The organism is Mycoplasma sp. 4079, assembly GCF_047785185.1.
Classification (GTDB): Bacteria; Bacillota_I; Bacilli_A; order Mycoplasmatales; family Metamycoplasmataceae; genus Mycoplasmopsis.
Map to the genome: position 1 here is coordinate 36934 of NZ_JBLNNG010000006.1, position 17112 is coordinate 54045.

The 17112-nt window shown below is 27.9% G+C and carries 18 protein-coding genes and 2 other RNA genes; 11 read left to right on the top strand and 9 right to left on the bottom strand.

Annotation, left to right across the window (positions count from 1 at the left end; all coding sequences use genetic code 4):
• Positions 1-17: 17 nt before the first annotated feature.
• The 3 genes from cdd to ACMZI9_RS01700 all read left to right on the top strand — a co-directional run bounded on the left by cdd (position 18) and on the right by ACMZI9_RS01700 (position 2531).
• Entirely contained in the window at positions 18-890 is an 873-nt protein-coding gene (gene cdd / locus ACMZI9_RS01690; RefSeq protein WP_323177402.1) for a cytidine deaminase, read from the top strand.
• A 2-nt stretch (positions 891-892) separates the two neighbouring features.
• On the top strand, positions 893-1774 hold the full coding sequence (gene era, locus ACMZI9_RS01695) for a GTPase Era (RefSeq protein WP_416099126.1): 882 nt from the start codon (positions 893-895) through the stop codon (positions 1772-1774).
• A 166-nt stretch (positions 1775-1940) separates the two neighbouring features.
• On the top strand, positions 1941-2531 hold the full coding sequence (locus tag ACMZI9_RS01700) for an FMN-dependent NADH-azoreductase (RefSeq protein ID WP_416099127.1): 591 nt from the start codon (positions 1941-1943) through the stop codon (positions 2529-2531).
• Positions 2532-2592: 61 nt separating this feature from the next.
• Here ACMZI9_RS01700 and rnpB read toward each other — a convergent pair.
• Positions 2593-2870, bottom strand: an RNA gene (gene rnpB, locus ACMZI9_RS01705) — RNase P RNA component class B.
• Positions 2871-3023: 153 nt separating this feature from the next.
• On the opposite strand from rnpB, the gene ACMZI9_RS01710 reads away from it, so the two are divergent.
• Positions 3024-3671 carry a chromate transporter gene (locus ACMZI9_RS01710; RefSeq protein WP_416099128.1) on the top strand — a complete coding sequence of 216 codons (648 nt, stop codon included), beginning with the start codon at positions 3024-3026 and terminating at the stop codon, positions 3669-3671.
• Positions 3671-4324, top strand: a complete 654-nt coding sequence (locus tag ACMZI9_RS01715; protein ID WP_323177398.1) for a chromate transporter — start codon at positions 3671-3673, stop codon at positions 4322-4324. Before ACMZI9_RS01710 ends, ACMZI9_RS01715 begins: the two co-directional genes overlap by 1 nt.
• 57 nt (positions 4325-4381) lie before the next feature.
• Here ACMZI9_RS01715 and ACMZI9_RS01720 read toward each other — a convergent pair whose 3' ends face one another.
• Complete coding sequence (locus tag ACMZI9_RS01720; protein ID WP_416099129.1) at positions 4382-5287, bottom strand: SPFH domain-containing protein; 906 nt, start codon at positions 5285-5287, stop codon at positions 4382-4384.
• 171 nt (positions 5288-5458) lie between these two features.
• On the bottom strand, positions 5459-7330 hold the full coding sequence (locus ACMZI9_RS01725; protein WP_323177396.1) for a ribonuclease J: 1872 nt from the start codon (positions 7328-7330) through the stop codon (positions 5459-5461).
• Between the two features lie 219 nt (positions 7331-7549).
• Here ACMZI9_RS01725 and ACMZI9_RS01730 point away from each other — a divergent pair, with 219 nt between their 5' ends.
• From ACMZI9_RS01730 to ffs, 3 genes are all read left to right on the top strand, one after another.
• Complete coding sequence (locus ACMZI9_RS01730) at positions 7550-8827, top strand: hypothetical protein (protein WP_416099130.1); 1278 nt, start codon at positions 7550-7552, stop codon at positions 8825-8827.
• Position 8828: 1 nt separating this feature from the next.
• Complete coding sequence (locus ACMZI9_RS01735) at positions 8829-9539, top strand: pseudouridine synthase (RefSeq protein ID WP_323177394.1); 711 nt, start codon at positions 8829-8831, stop codon at positions 9537-9539.
• A 15-nt stretch (positions 9540-9554) separates the two neighbouring features.
• An RNA gene (gene ffs, locus ACMZI9_RS01740) (signal recognition particle sRNA small type) lies at positions 9555-9649 on the top strand.
• Positions 9650-9777: 128 nt separating this feature from the next.
• Here ffs and rplL read toward each other — a convergent pair.
• Both rplL and rplJ read right to left on the bottom strand, forming a co-directional pair.
• On the bottom strand, positions 9778-10149 hold the full coding sequence (gene rplL / locus ACMZI9_RS01745) for a 50S ribosomal protein L7/L12 (RefSeq protein ID WP_257088781.1): 372 nt from the start codon (positions 10147-10149) through the stop codon (positions 9778-9780).
• Positions 10150-10180: 31 nt separating this feature from the next.
• On the bottom strand, positions 10181-10678 hold the full coding sequence (rplJ, locus tag ACMZI9_RS01750; RefSeq protein ID WP_257088783.1) for a 50S ribosomal protein L10: 498 nt from the start codon (positions 10676-10678) through the stop codon (positions 10181-10183).
• Between the two features lie 458 nt (positions 10679-11136).
• Here rplJ and ACMZI9_RS01755 point away from each other — a divergent pair, with 458 nt between their 5' ends.
• Positions 11137-11790 carry a hypothetical protein gene (locus ACMZI9_RS01755; RefSeq protein ID WP_323188430.1) on the top strand — a complete coding sequence of 218 codons (654 nt, stop codon included), beginning with the start codon at positions 11137-11139 and terminating at the stop codon, positions 11788-11790.
• A 117-nt stretch (positions 11791-11907) separates the two neighbouring features.
• Here the strand turns inward: ACMZI9_RS01755 and rplT are convergent, their stop codons facing one another.
• The 3 genes from rplT to infC form a co-directional block, all read right to left on the bottom strand.
• Positions 11908-12258 (bottom strand): 50S ribosomal protein L20, encoded by a 351-nt coding sequence (gene rplT / locus ACMZI9_RS01760; RefSeq protein WP_257088787.1) that lies wholly within the window; start codon positions 12256-12258, stop codon positions 11908-11910.
• A gap of 62 nt (positions 12259-12320) precedes the next feature.
• The gene (gene rpmI, locus ACMZI9_RS01765; RefSeq protein ID WP_257088789.1) at positions 12321-12509 is read right to left on the bottom strand and encodes a 50S ribosomal protein L35; all 189 of its coding nucleotides are present in this window, start codon (positions 12507-12509) and stop codon (positions 12321-12323) included.
• 1 nt (position 12510) lies between these two features.
• Positions 12511-13128, bottom strand: coding sequence for a translation initiation factor IF-3 (gene infC / locus ACMZI9_RS01770; RefSeq protein WP_257089781.1), 618 nt, complete (start codon positions 13126-13128; stop codon positions 12511-12513).
• Positions 13129-13531: 403 nt separating this feature from the next.
• Between infC and whiA the strand changes: the two genes are divergently transcribed.
• The gene (gene whiA / locus ACMZI9_RS01775) at positions 13532-14404 is read left to right on the top strand and encodes a DNA-binding protein WhiA (RefSeq protein WP_323177392.1); all 873 of its coding nucleotides are present in this window, start codon (positions 13532-13534) and stop codon (positions 14402-14404) included.
• 69 nt (positions 14405-14473) lie between these two features.
• Here whiA and ACMZI9_RS01780 read toward each other — a convergent pair whose 3' ends face one another.
• Positions 14474-16288, bottom strand: a complete 1815-nt coding sequence (locus ACMZI9_RS01780; protein WP_416099131.1) for a transglutaminase domain-containing protein — start codon at positions 16286-16288, stop codon at positions 14474-14476.
• Between the two features lie 214 nt (positions 16289-16502).
• Here ACMZI9_RS01780 and ACMZI9_RS01785 point away from each other — a divergent pair.
• The coding region (locus tag ACMZI9_RS01785; RefSeq protein ID WP_416099132.1) for a hypothetical protein at positions 16503-17112 on the top strand (610 nt) is incomplete at its 3' end.

The window sequence follows — 17112 nt, forward strand, 5'->3', positions numbered from 1 at the left end:
AAGTATAATTATAAAGTATGAAAAAGACAAAAATATCATTGACTATTAATTCAAAAATTAAAGATGCAATTATTTTTGAAAAAGAAATGAAGCAAATTATCAAAAATTTTGCAGAATACTTTGGTATAAAAAAACAAATCATTGTTGATGTTTCATTAGTTTCTCCTCAAAAAATTAAGAGATTAAACAAAGAATACAGAAACAAAGATTATGTAACTGACATCCTTTCATTTGGATTTGATGATAGTTCTATGTATGACGAACTTCCATTTATTCATCTGGGAGAGTTAGTTATTTGTTGAAACAAAGTTGTAAGACAAGCAAAATATTTTGGACACTCAATTAAAAGAGAATTCTGCTACTTATTCACTCACGGATTAGTCCACTTAGCAGGATATGACCACGAAATTGAAGAAGAAAGAATTCAAATGAATAAAATGGTTGATGATATTTTTAATCCTTTAAAAATAACAAGGAAAGAAGGTACAAATATGACATTTGAAAAATTAAAAGATTTACTTAAATATACTTATACACCATATTCAAAATTCCCAGTAGCAGCAATTTTGATCGGAGAAGATGGGAAAGAATATTATGGAGTTAACGTTGAAAACGCTGCTTATCCATCAGGTTTATGTGCTGAAAGAAGTGCTATGTTTGGTTCAGTAGCATACGGTGGAAAAGTTGGATCATTTAAAGAAATTCACATTATTAGTGGAAAAAATGAAATCATTAGCCCTTGTGCTGGATGTAGACAAGTTATGACTGAATTTATGCCTCTTGATGCAAAAGTTTACCAATACAGTAATGATGGAAAACAATTAAGAGTTAACACAGTTGAAGAATTAGTTCCATACAGCATCAGAGCTGAAGAAATTACAATTAAATAATTATGAAAATATGTTTTGCAAGTATTTTAGGAAGACCAAACGTAGGTAAAAGTAGTCTTCTTAATGCTATTATCGGCTACAATGTTGCAATTGTTACTAATGTAGCTCAAACAACCAGAGACCAAATTACAGGTATCTATACAGAAAATGATTTACAAATCATTTTCATTGATACACCTGGTATCCATAAACCACAAAATAAACTTGGTGAAGCTTTAAACAAAAATGCTTATGATGCAACTAAAGACATAGATGTTCTTTTATTCTTATCTCCTGCTGATGAAGCAATTGGTAAAGGTGATGAAATGATTTTAGAAAAAATCAAGCACGTAAAAAACAAGATTGCTGTTATTTCTAAGATTGACAAAATTAAAAAAGATCCTCAAAAGCTACTTGATAAAATCAAAGAGCTTAAAGAACACGGTTTTGAAACAATTATGTCTACTGATGTAAACGATCCTAAATCAATTAGTGCTTTAATTAGTGAAATTGAAAAATACGCTTACGATGGTGAAGCACAATATGATCCTGAATACATCACAGACAAATCTATGCGTTTTATAGCAAAAGAAATCATCCGTGAATCTGCAATTAATGAACTTTATGAAGAGCTACCTCACTCAATTGCTGTTGAAGTTCTGGAATTTGAAGAATCTGAAGATAGATTAGATATTGATGCAATTATCTATGTTAAAAAAGCTTCTCAAAAAGGTATGGTTATAGGTAAAAACGGTGAAAAAATCAAAAAAATAGGTACAGTTGCTAGAAAGAAAATTGCACATCAATTTGATATTCCTACATCATTAACTTTAAAAGTTAAGATAGCTAAAAAATGAATCGATGATGCAGATGCACTTGAAAAATTTGGTTACTCTACTAAATAATTTTTACAGTTGGTATTTGTTAATCAATACTAACTTTTTATATTATTTTTGTGTTTTATCATACCTATTATTAAAAGTTTGCTAAAATATAACCAATATAAAAAAGTTATTTTCGAAGCTAAAAAATAACTAAATATTAACTTTTTATAAAATTTAAGGAGAAAATATGAAAAAAGTATTAATTTTAGATGGAAGTCTTTTACAAAATGAAAAATCATACTCAACTAATATTTTAAATTACATTGAAGAAGCACTTAAATCAAAAGAAAATGTATCAATCGAAAGAGTAGACTTATCAACTACAAAGCTAAATGAACATTTTTTAACTAAGCAAACATTTACAACTTATTACACAGATGTTGAGTCAGATAGATGAATTCAAAAACTTAAAGAAACTGATTTATTAATCATTTCAAACCCAATGATTAACTTTGGACCTAGTGTCATAGTTAAAAATTTCATCGATGCTATTTCAGTAGCTAATAAAACATTTAGTTACAAATACTCAAAGCAAGGTGATGCAATTCCTTTATTAACTAACTTAAATACAGTTATAGTTTCAACTCAAGGTGCACCACAGGGTTGATACACTTGAGGCAATCACTCTGATTGATTAAAAGGAACATTTAAATTCTTAACAGGTAATGATTCAAAAGAAATTAAATACTTTGGAACAAAAGTTTCTCCAATTAATCAAACTGAACCAAATCACGTTGATGAACACATTAAAGAACAAGTAAATCAAATATTTAACTAATCCATCATTTGGTGGATTTTTTATATTAAATAAAAAAACATTCAGTTGCCTGAATGCTTGCATCTATAAGCCGTGTTCTGTCTAGGTCGACAATTTATCTAATGACTTAATGTCACTCCATTATTTTATTCAGTTCTAAAATAATGATTCCTCTACCAAAATTTGAGTTTCTAACTCGTGGAGTTTACCCGTTTCATATTTCTCGTCTCTGTGGCACTAGTCGTTTATACACATAATGCATAACCTAAGCTTATTTGGCTTAGCACGATCACTACCATCATCGCAGATGGTGTTAGCACGGACTTTCCTCTACATAAAATGCAGCTGTCGACTGATGCAAATATATAATAGCATTTTATTTATTTTATAGTCATAAAAATCTTAAAAATTCTTAAATTCATCTAAATTAATGAGAAAAATCATTAAACTTTTTATTATTGTTTAGTTATTTTGAAAAAACTATAAAATATTGCTAAATAAATAGGAGACATAATGAATAAAAATAAGAAAAAAGTTAGTTTTTGAGAATTGTTTTGGTTTATTATCAAAGTTACTTTTATTGGATTTGGTGGAGGTAATGCCCTTTTACCAGTTATCAAAAAAGAAGCAGTTGATAATAAAGAATGAATAACTAACGAAGAAATGGATGATATTGTAATTGTTACAAATATGCTCCCAGGTGCTTCGGTTATTCAAACACTTTCATATATATCTATAAGTCTTTTAGGTAAATTTAAGGGAACCGTAGTTACTTTATTTGGAATATTGCCTCACGTAATATTTGCATTTATTTTCTTAGTTATCTTGACTAAATACATACCTAGCGAGTACTTAAAAATAATTTCAGTCGGTGTGCTTGTTTCAATTATTGCTTTTCTGATTGCATTTGCACAAAGATATATAAAACAATCTAAACAATCACTCAAATTACCAGTCTGATTAATTATTATGCTCTTTTCAATTTGTGTTTCCTTGTTTGTTCCATCGCCTTACAATTTACCAATTTTCTCAATTGTAATTATCTTATTTGTCTTTGCTGTAGTTTTTTTAGTAAATAAAAAGCACTTTATCAATAAGCAATCATTAAATAAATCACTTGAGGAAAATGGGATTACCTTCATTAAAAAAGGAGGTAAATAATGCTACTTACTGCTTTATTAGTTTGCTTACCTCTTTTAATATTAATTTCACTTTCAATCTTTGGTGGTGGTCAAGTTTTTATGCCAATATTCCAATGATTGTGAAACTTTTTAGCACAAGTTTTTGGAGCAAATATTGATGAAAATGCAATCAATAATGTGTTTGCAATTTCAAACACTACACCTGGTGTTGTGTCAACTAAATTCGCTTTTTTCACAGGTTACCTAGTTGCATCTGGTCAATGATGAGGTTATATAGCAGTTTTCTTAACTTATGTAATTTTCTGTTTACCAGCCATTATCATTATGGTAATTGCAATGAAATATATTAAAAAATTTAAAACTAATACTTTCATTGCTAATATGTTAATCATTATGAAACCAATTGTTTCAGGAATAATTATTGCTCTTGCAATTCAATTATTCATCTCTATTTATGTACCTGAAATTTTCTTTAATTCATCTTCTAAAGGTTACGCAGGATGAACAAGCAATAATTATTTTGTGGGATACAAAAATATTCTGTTAAAAATCTATGTACCAATAGGTATTTTAGGTTCATATTACTTAGCTAAAAGAAGAATTTCTCTATTCTGAATTATTCTTATAAACATAGGAATTTCACTTATTTTATTTGCTCCTTATGCTGGATAATTAAAATCAAAAAACAAACAGTGTTTTTTTAATAATTACACTGTTTGTTTTTAATTTCTATTTGTTTACTTTAGCTTCTTCTCTAGAAGGTAAATCTAAAACTTCTTTTGCAACTGACATTGATTTAGCAACATCTGCTAAGTTAGGTGGAATAATGATTTTTGTAGCATGACCATTTGCAAGTTTTTCTAATTGTTCAATACTTTGTAATTGTAAGTATTCAGTTGAAATGTTTGCAGTTGTAATAAGTTCAATCGCTTGTTTCTTACCTGTCGCTCTTTCAATCATACTTTCTTTTTCTGCTTTTGCACGTAAGATTGTACTTTCATATTCACCTTGCTCTCTAAGAATTTTACTTTCTTTTTCAGCACTAGCTTCAAGGATTTGAGCTCTCTTGATACGTTCAGCTTGCATCTGTTTTGTCATAGCTTCTTGAACTTCTTTTGGTGGAATAATGTTTTGAATTTCAATTCTTTTTACTTTAATTCCTCAAGCATCTGAAGCTTCATCCAAGATTTTAGTTAACTTAGCGTTAATAATTTCTCTAGATGTTAATGCTTCATCAAGTTCAAGTTCCCCGATTAAGTTTCTAAGTGTTGTTGATGTTAAAAACTCAATAGCTAAAAATGGATCTTCAGCTCCATAAGCAAATAATTTTGGATCAAAGATTTTTAAATATACTGTTGTGTCCACTTGAATAGTAGCGTTATCTTTTGTAATAACGTGTTGAGCAGGGTAGTCAAAAACTTTTTCCTTAAAGTTATTTTTAACTCTGATTTTGTCAATGTAAGGAGCCATAAAGTTTACACCCTTAGTCATTGTTTTCTTGTATTTACCAAGTCTTTCAACAATGCAGAAGTTAGTTTTGCTAACAATTCTCACTGAAAGACAACTTGTAATCACAAGCATTACTACGGCAAGCACTGCAACAATTATAATTACAGCAATAACAATACCTGACATATAACCTCCATAATAATTTGGTTATTTTAATTATACCCCTTTGATTTAACTACCTTATATTATTTGAAAAGTTTGTTTAAAAATATGAAAAATTTACATAAAGTTTGGGATTTTACTTTTACAAAAATAAAAGCACATAGAGTTTTTATCTATGTGCTCAAGTGTTATTGGTTAAATTTCATCTTCTTCATCAATTTCTAATTCATCGTTTTCAACTTCACCAAAAATTGATTCTTTAACCTTAAGTAATTGTTTCTTCAGTGATTTGCTTAAATTCTTTGTTGTAGGATCATTTAATTGTTCATCGATATCTAACTGTTTACCGAAGTTAAGTTTAACTTTAGCTAATTTTTCATCAGTCGGTTCGTCAAGGAACATAATTGTAGGAATGATAATAGGATTTCTACGTTTTTCCTTGTAGAATAATGTACTTAATCTATCTTGAATTAATTTTTCCAAATCTTTAACAGATCATTCTGGATTATTTTTAATGTAGTATAGAACTGCACCGTGAGCAACTCTCCTTGTTTCTTCAATTAATTGTTTAGAAGTTTTCACAAAGAAGCTTCCTCTTGTTACAATTTGAGGTCTATTAACGATTGCATTTTTGTTTCTATCAATTAAGAAAACAATATTAACAAATCCACTGTCTTTAAGTTTTGCTCTTTCTTGAAGCATTTTTTCTGAAATGTTTAAAACTGTGTTTCCATCAATGTAAATAGGACCAAAGTTAATTGTTTTATTAGTTGACTTAATAACGTTATTGTACATTTCAAACACTTGACCTTTTTTAGGTATTAAAACATGTTTAGGATTAACTCCATTTTTAATAGCTGTTTGTCCGTGAACTAAACACATTCTGTAGTCACCATGGTATGGAAGGAAATATTTAGGTCTAGTTAATTTAAAGATTTTATCATGCTCTCACTCATAAGCGTGACCTGATGTATGTAAGTAACCATCAACACCATTTTCTTTAATAATTGCACCTAATTTGTAAAGTCTGTTTGTAAGTAACTCAACGACCATTCTGTTTCCAGGGATTGGACTTGATGAGAAAATAACCATATCACCTTTTACAATTTTAATTGTTGCATGCTTACCATAACTCATTCTAGATAATGCGGCAAGTTCTTCACCTTGAGAACCTGTTGTTAAAACAACAAGATCTGAATCTTTAATGTTAGGCAAGTCTTTTTTATCAACAATCACACCATTCGCAACATTGATGTAACCTAATTTTCTACCAATTTTAATTCCTTGGATCATTGAACGACCGAATGGAATAACTTTTTTACCTAATTTAGCAGCAAGCTCAATAATAACTTTAACTCTTGTTAAGTTAGAAGCAAATGAAGTAATAATAATTTTTCTTTTTGCAGCACGCATATGACGTTCCAAGTCAGTTAAGATGTCTGATTCACTAGGTGAATGCTCAGGTCTCATGGCATTAGTTGAATCTGATAAAAGAACTGTAAGTCCCTCTTTACCAATTTCATCTAATCTTGCAAAGTCTGTATAGTTTCCGATTGGTGTATAGTCAAATCTAAAGTCTCCTGTACACATAAGCGAACCGTTTGGGGTAGTTAATCTAACACCAAATGCATCGGGAATTGAGTGTTGAGCGGTTCAAAAGTCAGCTCTACATCCATTTGCAAACTTATAAACATCTGATTTATTGATTTCAATAAAATCAATTTTTCTTGTAATTTTGTGCTCTTCAAATTTAAGTTTTAAATATTGAATTGCAATTCTTGGAGCAAAAATCTTTTTGATTTTTGTTTGTTTAACTAAATAAACAACACCACCAATGTGATCTTCGTGTCCGTGTGTAATGAATAAACCTTCAATTATTTTTCCAGGTTGATTTAAGTATGAATAGTCAGGAATAATACCTTTAACACCAGTGTTGTAAGTGTCTGCAAATTTAATCCCTGAGTCAATTAAGAAAATATGGTTCATATGTTCTACAACTAATGTGGATTTACCGATTTCTTCAACACCACCTAAACCAAATATGTAAGTCGGTTGTTTTTCTCTCATATTGCCTCCAAAATATGAATAAATAATGTAATTTTTAATCAAATTATTAAATGAAATAATGTTAAATACATATAAATATGTATTTGCGTTCTATATTATAAACTATTATTAGTTTATATCGTGAGAATATCGAATTTTTATTATAAAAATAAGTGTTTTAAAATAACAAACTCTAAAAATAAATATAAAATTTAATTAACACTATTAATAAGGAGAAAAATGTATAAATTCGGTAACCTAAATATCCTACTTAAGGATGTGAATTCAATATTAAAACACAGCAAAATTAATGAAATTATTAAAAAAGTTAATAGTATTCATAACAACTTAGTTTTAAATTTCCAAAACACTGACGATGAAGAAACTAATGTGCTTAAGTATATTGATGATAATCTTGAATTTAACTTAGAGTTAATTAAAGCTAAAGTTGAATTTTTAAAATCTAGCAAAATAGATACATTAGTTGTGATTGCTGATGGAGAATCATATTTAACTACTAAAGCGATTTATGACTTTATTTTTAATAATTATTTAAATAATAAACCTGCTTTTAATATTATCTTTACACAAAACAACATTTCTCCTGAAGTTTTAACAAATCAACTTTCTTTATTAATAGGGCAAAAATTTGCTATCTATTATATTTCAAAGAGTGCAATTTCTATTGAAAGCTCTGTTTCATTTAGAGAATATAGAAAACTACTTGAAGCTAACTTAAAAAAAAGCGATAGTATTGAAATGTTAAATGCACTTATTACAGTTGCAAGCACTGAAGCAGATAATATACTTAATAAGATGGCTAAAATTCATAATTATTTATTCTTGAAATTACCTACAAACATACCTGAAAGATATGTTTCAATATTTGATCCATCATCATTATTTGTACTTGAATTCTTGAATTTTAATTCAAGAGAATTAATCGAGACATTTGTCTCAATTATTGAAAAGACCTTGAACACACCAATAAAAGAAAATATTGTGTTTCTTACAGCTATTTTTAGATACATTTTTGCAAGATACAATAACAAGACTGTTGAAGTTATTAATGATAATGATTTTATATTAGATTCCTTTGTTGAATATGTTTGTTCATTATATAACTCAAGTGAAAATAAAGAGAAAAAAGGTTATTTAACAATTAAGGATTCTGTTAATAATACAAATAGTTTGGATAGTGATTTTTCAATCACAACAAACATTGTATTTAAGAATAAAAAATACAACTTGAATCAAGACAATAAAAAATTCGACCAGCTAGGTCTCCTAGGCACAAAAGGTGAAAATCAACCTAATTTTAATATCAAAAATAATGCATTTGAGGATAATGATTTAATTATTGAATTTGATGAAATTTCAATCAATAATTTAGCTCATTTATTTGCTTTCTTCCAATTTGTTGCAATCTTATCTTCATTGTTATTTGGAGTTGACCCATTATCTCAACCAGGAGTAGAAGTTTATAAACACAACATTTATAATGCTTTACTAAAATAATATGACTAGATTAGATAAATGACTTTCATTTAACTTAAACATCAGTAGAACTGATGCTAAAAAGTTAATTTCCTCTAAAAGAATTAAAGTTGATAACAAAGTGGTTAAATCAATTATTAATATAATCAATGAAGAAGTTTGTTTAGATGATAAATTAATTGTTCCTAATCAAGAATTTATTTATGTTTTACTAAATAAACCTGCTGATTATGTTTGTGCAAATTACGATAACTTAAATAAAACTGTTTTTGAATTATTAGATGAAAACATTAACTCATATAAAGATATTCACACAGTGGGAAGATTAGACAAAGACACTACAGGGCTACTATTAATAACAAATGATGGACAATTAACTCACGATTTACTTTCACCTAAAAAACATGTCAAGAAAACTTACTATGTTGAAGTTGATAACAAAATTGACCAAAACTTAATAACTGAATTTGAAAAAGGTTTTGATATAGGAGACAATGAAATTGTCTTACCTTCAAAACTTCAAATTCTTTCAGATAATTCTGCAAATCTTACAATAAATGAAGGTAAGTACCATCAAGTTAAAAGAATGTTTAAACATTTTGATTTAACAGTGACTAAATTACAAAGAATTTCATTTGCTTTCTTAGATATTAAAAACGAAACACTACAAGAAGATCAGTTTAGATATTTAACTGAAGATGAAATTTTAAAATTAAAAAATAGAGAATATTAAAAAATGGTGTTATAATATTTAAGCCATCAGAACAGTAACCCACTAACCTGGTCAGGACAGAAATGTAGCAGCCACATGAGGAAGTGCTGTGTCTGGTGGTTTTGTTAGATATTTTTAAAGAGAGTCTCACGTACAGCCATGAGCTCTCACTTTTTTTATAGTTAATGAGATAAAAAAGAAAAACCTTACAGATTTTGTAAGGTTTTTTAATTATAAATTTGAATTAATTGAAGTTATATTATTCAACTGAAACATCTGCACCAGCTTCAACTAAAGCTGCTCTAATTTGTTCAGCTTCTTCTGGTTTAATGTTTTCTTTAACAACAGCTGGTAATGTGTCAACGATTTTCTTAGCATCCATTAAAGCAACACCTAATAAGTCTTTAACAACTTTAATGATTGCAACTTTTTTACCGTTGTCAGCTTTTAAAACAACTTTAACGCTTGTTTTTTCTTCTGAACCACCTTCAGCAGGAGCTGCAGCAACAGCAACAGCAGCTGTAGGGTCGATTCCGAATTCTTCTTTCATAGCGTCTACAAGTTCCATAACTTCTTTAATTGACATTTCTTTTAATGATTCGATGAATGTTTCTTTTGTTAATTTAGCCATAATATGTTTCCTTTCAAACTAAATATTTTTATTATTCTGTTTTACCTTCACTTACTAATTTAAGTGATAATGAAATTTGTTGTAATGGTGCCATCATTGAACGTGCAAGAATTCCAAGTGCTTCTTCGTATGTTGGAAGAGTAGCAACTTCTTTAACACCTGCAGCGTTGATAACTTTACCTTCAAATGTTCCAGCTTTTACAACTAATAATTTGTGAGTTTTAGCATATTTTGTAAGTAATTTAGCTGCTGACATATCGTCATTATTTGAGAATGCGAAAATGTTTGGACCAACTAAGTATTCTGCTAAGTCAGCAAATCCTGTTTGTTGTGCTGCTAAGTTGAATAAACGGTTTTTGTAAACTTTGATGTCAACACCAAGTTTTTTAGCTTCTTTTCTGAAATCTTCTAATTCAGAAACTGTTAAACCACGGTATTCAGCAAAAGCAACAGCTTTAGAGTTTTGAATTTTATCAACAATTTCTAAAACAACTTCTTTTTTAGCTGCTTTTAATTTTGATTCTGACATACTTGTGCCTCCCTTCAAAATCTATTATGCAATACAATTTGAACAGGAATGAGATACACTCGGTAACAAATTAAGTATAAGCATTTATACAGTTACTGTCTATATGTATTGCGTTTATATTATATAGCATAACTTAAAAATTAGAATAATACTTTTGATACTTTTATACCTATAGCATAGTAATAAAAGTAGTTTTATGAAATAAAATTAAATTTTTAATTTTCTAATGTTATTAGTAAATTTTGCTAATCAAAAAAATTGTAATTTTTCTATTTTTCACATTTTGTGAAAATTTCAGCTATTTCTTTTTGTTTTTAAATTTTGTCTTTATAATTCATTTACAGCAATCAGAAATTAATCAATTTCTATCGTTGTTTTTATTTCAAATTTAGATTCATAAAATGCATAATTTAATGCACTATTAACAATAAATTTATATAGATTTACAAGGAGACAATATGAGCAAAAATAAACACGTTATTATTTTAATCAATGGTAAAAGACGTAGTGGAAAAGGTTTATTAAGTAATGAACTTTCAAAACAATTAAAACCTCAATTCGAAGATAACACACACATTTTATCTTTTGCACAACCAATTAAACAAATTACTCAACCGATCTTAGATGAAATTAATTGAAATGGTCAAGACAAAGAAATTGTTAGACCGCTTTGAATCGCTATGGGGGAAGTTGGAAGAAACATCGATACAAACATTTGATGTTCAAGAGTTTTTGAAAAAATTAAATCAATTGCTAACGAATCTTCTAAAGCAGGTAAAAGCAGTTTATTCATCATTGACGACTTACGTTTCCCTAATGAGTTAGAATACTTCAAAGGAAACATTAATTCAGTTAGAGAAATGGTTTCACCTGATGATGAAGTTAAAATTGTTTCAATCAGAATTGAAAAATACTTTGACCCTGAAAAATTTGTTAAAGGTGTTGATGACAACTCAACTGAAACAAGTTTTGATAAATTAGTAAACATTAGTTTTGATCATATTGTTCCTCAAAATACATTAATAGATTGAGAATGAAAACCAATCTTTGCTAATGTTGATGTTACGGCTAAAAGTATCATTAGAAACTTTGTTGACAAACCTCAAAATTAATTTATATAGCTTATATACTATCTCGGAAGTTTATTCCGAGATTTTATTTTGCAATTTTAAGATATCAAAAAGCAAAATAAAACACATCCATCCGGATGTGTGAATAGCAATTTAAAATTAAGCTTGTTTTGCAATATCAACTAAAACTGCAAATGTTTTTGGTTCGTTGATAGCTAATTCTGAAAGCATTTTACGGTTAATTGTAACACCTGCTCTTTTTAAACCGTTAATAAATCTTGAGTAGCTCATTCCTTCTGCTCTAACTGCAGCGTTGATACGAGCGATTCATAATTTACGGAAGTTTCTTTTAACTTGTTTACGGTCTCTAAAAGCGTATGTTCAAGATTTTACAACTGCTTGTTTAGCAACTTTGTAACCGATTGATTTGTGTCCAAAATATCCCTTAGCTAATTTTATTCATTTTTTACGTCTTGCTCTTGTAACTGTTCCACCTTTAACTCTTGCCATAATTTAATTCCTTTCTTAAATAATGTTAATTATTATCTTGTTTATGAATTAACTTAACAAGATTAGATTAAAGCTTTAAATCTTTTAAGGTCTGATTTAGACATAAGAGCAGCTTTACGTGAGTGACGTTTTTGTTTTGTAGTTTTGTTTTGTGCTAAGTGTGAACGGTAAGCTTGTTCTCTTAAGATTTTACCTGTTCCTGTAACTTTAATACGTTTTTTTAACGCACTTTTAGTTTTCATTTTTGGCATTTTATTCTCCTTCTTTAGCATCTTGATCTTTTGATTCAAGATTCTTTTCTTTTTGGTATCTAAGTACTTTTTGTTTATTTGGTTGGAGATTCATGTCAAGGAAACGATTATTGATTAATTTAGGTTCTGATGTGATTTCAGCAATATCTTCTAATGTTGCGAAGAATTTTTCTAAAGTCTTGATCCCTAAATCTTTCATCAATAATTCACGTCCTCTTAATTTTAATGAAACTTTGATACGGTCACCTTTTAAAAGAAATTCTCTAGCTTTTCTACTTTTTGTAAGTAAATCATTTTCTCCAATCATCGCAGTTAATCTAACTTCACGATTTTGGATAATTGTTTGTTTTTCTTTTAGTTCTTTATTTTTCTTTTTACGGTCATATTTAAATTTACCGTAATCAAGAATACGACAGATTGGTTTAGGTTCAACGCTTATTAAAACTAAGTCCATTCTCTGGCTTTTTGCCAATTCAATTGCTTCAGATGTGTACATTACACCAATTTTTTCTTGATCTGCTCCAATTACAAAAACTTGTTTGAATGGAATATCAGAATTTACGTAATGTTCTGAAGGTGTTTTCTTTCCTTTTGCTTGAATAATATACTCCTTAAATAAATGTTAAGTAAAAAAGTGGTTACCCACTTCCTTGTTCTACTAAAAAAGGTATCAGAATTTTTGATACGTTTAATTGTAGCTAAACCCAAGACTATGGTCATCAGGTGAGAAGTGTCTTCTACTTTTCTGCAATTTAAACTTTTATATTGCTTTTTAATTTTATCAAAAAAATATTTTTTGATTAACCTTACATATAACTATGTTATATGTTAGTTTTTAACCAATATACCTATGTGTAAGGTAAAAAAGTTTTAGCAATTTTATTTATGCAAGTAATTACAAATAAATTTATTTTATTTGACTGTCTAAACCCAACTTTTATATGCATTTTTATGAACTAAAAATATTGCTTATTTGTTAAAAAATAACTTACATAAAATATTATATTTTTTATAATTAAACTATGAATAAAGAACATAAAACATCGTTTAGTTGAGAGTTAAAAAAAGAAGTCATAAACAACTTATCTAAACCACACGAAATTAAGAGGTTTTTAAGTGGTTTACTTTTTTGTGCTGCAGAAGTTGAAAAAGAGTTTTATGTTCTCAAAATTAAAAATGAATATCTTTATTCAAAATTGATTAGAAAACTTGAAAAAATTAATATTAAACCAATCATTAATCAAAAATGAAAAACTAAAATATTAATTAAGATTTCTGACCTTGAAATGATTGAGGAAATTGATTTTAAAGATTCACTTACAAGTTTTTTTGCTGGTGTATTCTTCGGAAGTGGTAGCATCTCAGGAAAATCATCAACTTCATACCACTTAGAAATTTCTTCACATAATCCTGGACACTTAGTAAAAATTCAAGAAAAACTAAATCAATATGACTTTAATTTCAACTTCTTGAATAGAAATAATAAATACATAATTTACCTTAAAAATAAGGAAAAAGTTATTGACTTTTTAGCAGCTATTGATGCTAAAAAGTCTTGGTACAAGCTTCAAAACATAATTATTGCTCGCGACTTTGAAAATGTTGTTAACCGTATTAATAATATCGATATGAGTAATATTAATAAGATTGCAAAGAGTACAATTAAGCATATTGAAAACATTAACTATATGTTTGAAAATGGATTAGATATTCATTTCACAGACAATCAACTTGTTTTATTTAGATTAAAAGTTGAAAACAAATGATTGTCACTTCCTGAATTATCAAATTTACTTAACACTGAACATAATATGTATGTTTCAAAAAGTGGAATAAATCACTGATTTAGAAAACTTAATGAAATTGTTTCAGAGCACAAGAATGCTAAAAAATAGAGTTTTGCATCTCGGTAACTTGAGATGTTTTTTTAATCAAAAAGCAGACATTTTAGTCTGCTTCAATTTCTATTGATCTTGTAAATTTAAGTCAAATAACTTAACTAATTTGTTTTCTGAATTTTGATCTCCAAATGAAAACTCAAGTTTGTTTTCATTTTGATTTAGGAAGATAAAGAAGTTTTTGTAGTCTTCACTATATACAAATTCTTTTTTAAGTCCACGTGTTTTAATATTATATGAATAAATATAATTTCCATTATCATTTTGAGCCATAAAGAACATTTTATCCCTATGCATAGCAGCTTTTGGTAAAACTTTTAAACTTAGTCCATTAACTAATGAACTAAATTCATCAACTGTATGAATTGAGTTTTCAATATTTTCAATTGGAATAGTTTTGTTTGTTTCAACATATTGTAATTTAGGTTGATTATCTTTTGTCGAAACAAAATACAACTTATGATCACTATAGTTTAATGATGAAATTTCTTCTCCATTTGCATACATATCTTTAAGTTTGTAAACTCACTTATTAAATAATGAATTATGCATTTCTTGAGAAATAAAGTTAATTGTTTCATTTGAACCATCATTTGGCTCTAAATCAAATAATGTGAAATCTGTTGTAACTGCATTTTGATAATTAAAAAAGTTTTTCATTTCAAAATCTAAATCGATTTCACCTGATTTTCCTAGAGGGAAGTATTTTTCAGCTTTACCTGTATCTGCATGTGTTGGATCAGTTGAGAATCATTTACCATCTTCATTTTGGATATTTAATCAAGTATGGTAGTCACCTTGTATCACTTTGTATGGAATATTTAAGTTCGATAAAAGTAGCGCCATTTGATCAACATAATGTCTACATACACCTTTATGTTCAATGTAGGCAAAGTCAAGTGAATTCATTGTTTCTTTACCTGATTCAGTTTTATAAATTAAGTTTTCTAAAACGTATTTACCTAGAACATATACTTTTTCATAAGTATTCATTGAGTTATCGACTAAACTAAGTGCATTTTCAACGTATTTATCAACAACTTGATTCATATCATTTCTTCTAAAGTCATTTGCATTTATTAAAATTCCATAAACTTTATTCTGTGGTGTAACTTCAAATGAAATTGATGATGTTGAAACTAATGAAATTTGTTTGAAATTTCTAAAACCTGATTTTAAGAAATCTTTAACAACTTCATAATATGTATCAGCAGGAATTAAATATCCATTTTTATCATAATTGATTCTTCCATTTAATGGTTTGTAGTTTTCTTCATTTGAATGATCTTCATTTTTATCTGAAACAACTCTTTGAACGATTTCTTTGAAATGTTCTCTAACTTCATCAATTGTCATTTCAGATTTTAAAGAATAAGTAGGAGGATTTATCGCAGCTAATTGCTTATTAAAACCTTTAACAAATGTTGAAAACATTTTGTTAATTTTTGCATATTCTTCTTTAGCAGATTCTGCATTATTCCCCACTACAGTATCTCACCCATCAATTACTGTATTAATTTTGCCAAAAATTACATCGGCAAAATTTTTGTAAGATCCATATTGCTCATCAGTTCCTTCAGGTCTAGCCATATGAAATACAAATGATTCAGCACGTCCGTTATAAACATTCGCATAATCGTTCAAGTAATTGTTAAAATCAACTCTTGTTTGCTCAATTTGTGATTTATATGATTCAACACTATTTAATTTTTCTGGAGCATTCGGTTCTGGTGTTACTGGATTTGGTTCTATTGAAATTGGTTCTCCTGGTTTAGCAGGTGTTGGTTCTTTAACATTTTTAGTACCACAAGAAATTGCAGAAATCAATAAACTTGTTGCAGGTGCTAAAAATAATAATTTAAATAAACTTGATTTTTTCATAAGTCTCCATCTGTAAGTAAAAACAAATAATTACTTTACTTACTCTTTATATAATCAAATGATATAACATTTATTATATTTTCAACCAATTAAATTTATTTATTCTGAATTCAGATCAATTACATTGATTGGTCACTTTAAACTTTTCTACAATGAAAATTAGTTTCAAATTTAGTATAATTAAATTACTAGAAAATAAAATGGAGTGTCATTTATGGATAGATATAGCAAAATAATTGAAGAAAAATGAAAAAACGAAAGAGAAAAACTTAAGGAAGAAATCAAAGAAAACGGAATTCCTGAATGACTAGAATTAAAAATTAAAAAAGTTGTTGATAGAGTATTCTTAGATAAAAAGTATGAAGACAAAATAAGAGAGTCATTACTAACTGACGATGTTTTATTATCTTTCCTTATGAAAGATCCTAAAAGACAAAATATCTATGAGAGCGTCTTTAAAGATGAATTAACAAAAATTGGAGTAAATGTTCAAAAACTAAATCCTAAAGGAGCTGAAGCTCTTTATTTACTCAATGATGAAATTGTTCATAATTCAAATGACAAACCAAGAGAACTAAAATCACTAGATTTTGTCATACATCATAACGGTAAGACAATTTATGTTGTAAATAAATATACAAATGAATGTGGTGGAGCTCAAGATAATCAATACAATGATGTTATTATCCAACTTAAAAATCTTGGCCCTAACACTGTTGATTCAGTGTGATTTTGTTTAGATGGTCAATATTACACAGAAAGCAGAATACAAGCACTAAAAGATATTAATGAAAATGCTATTATCCTTGATCTTGATAAATTAA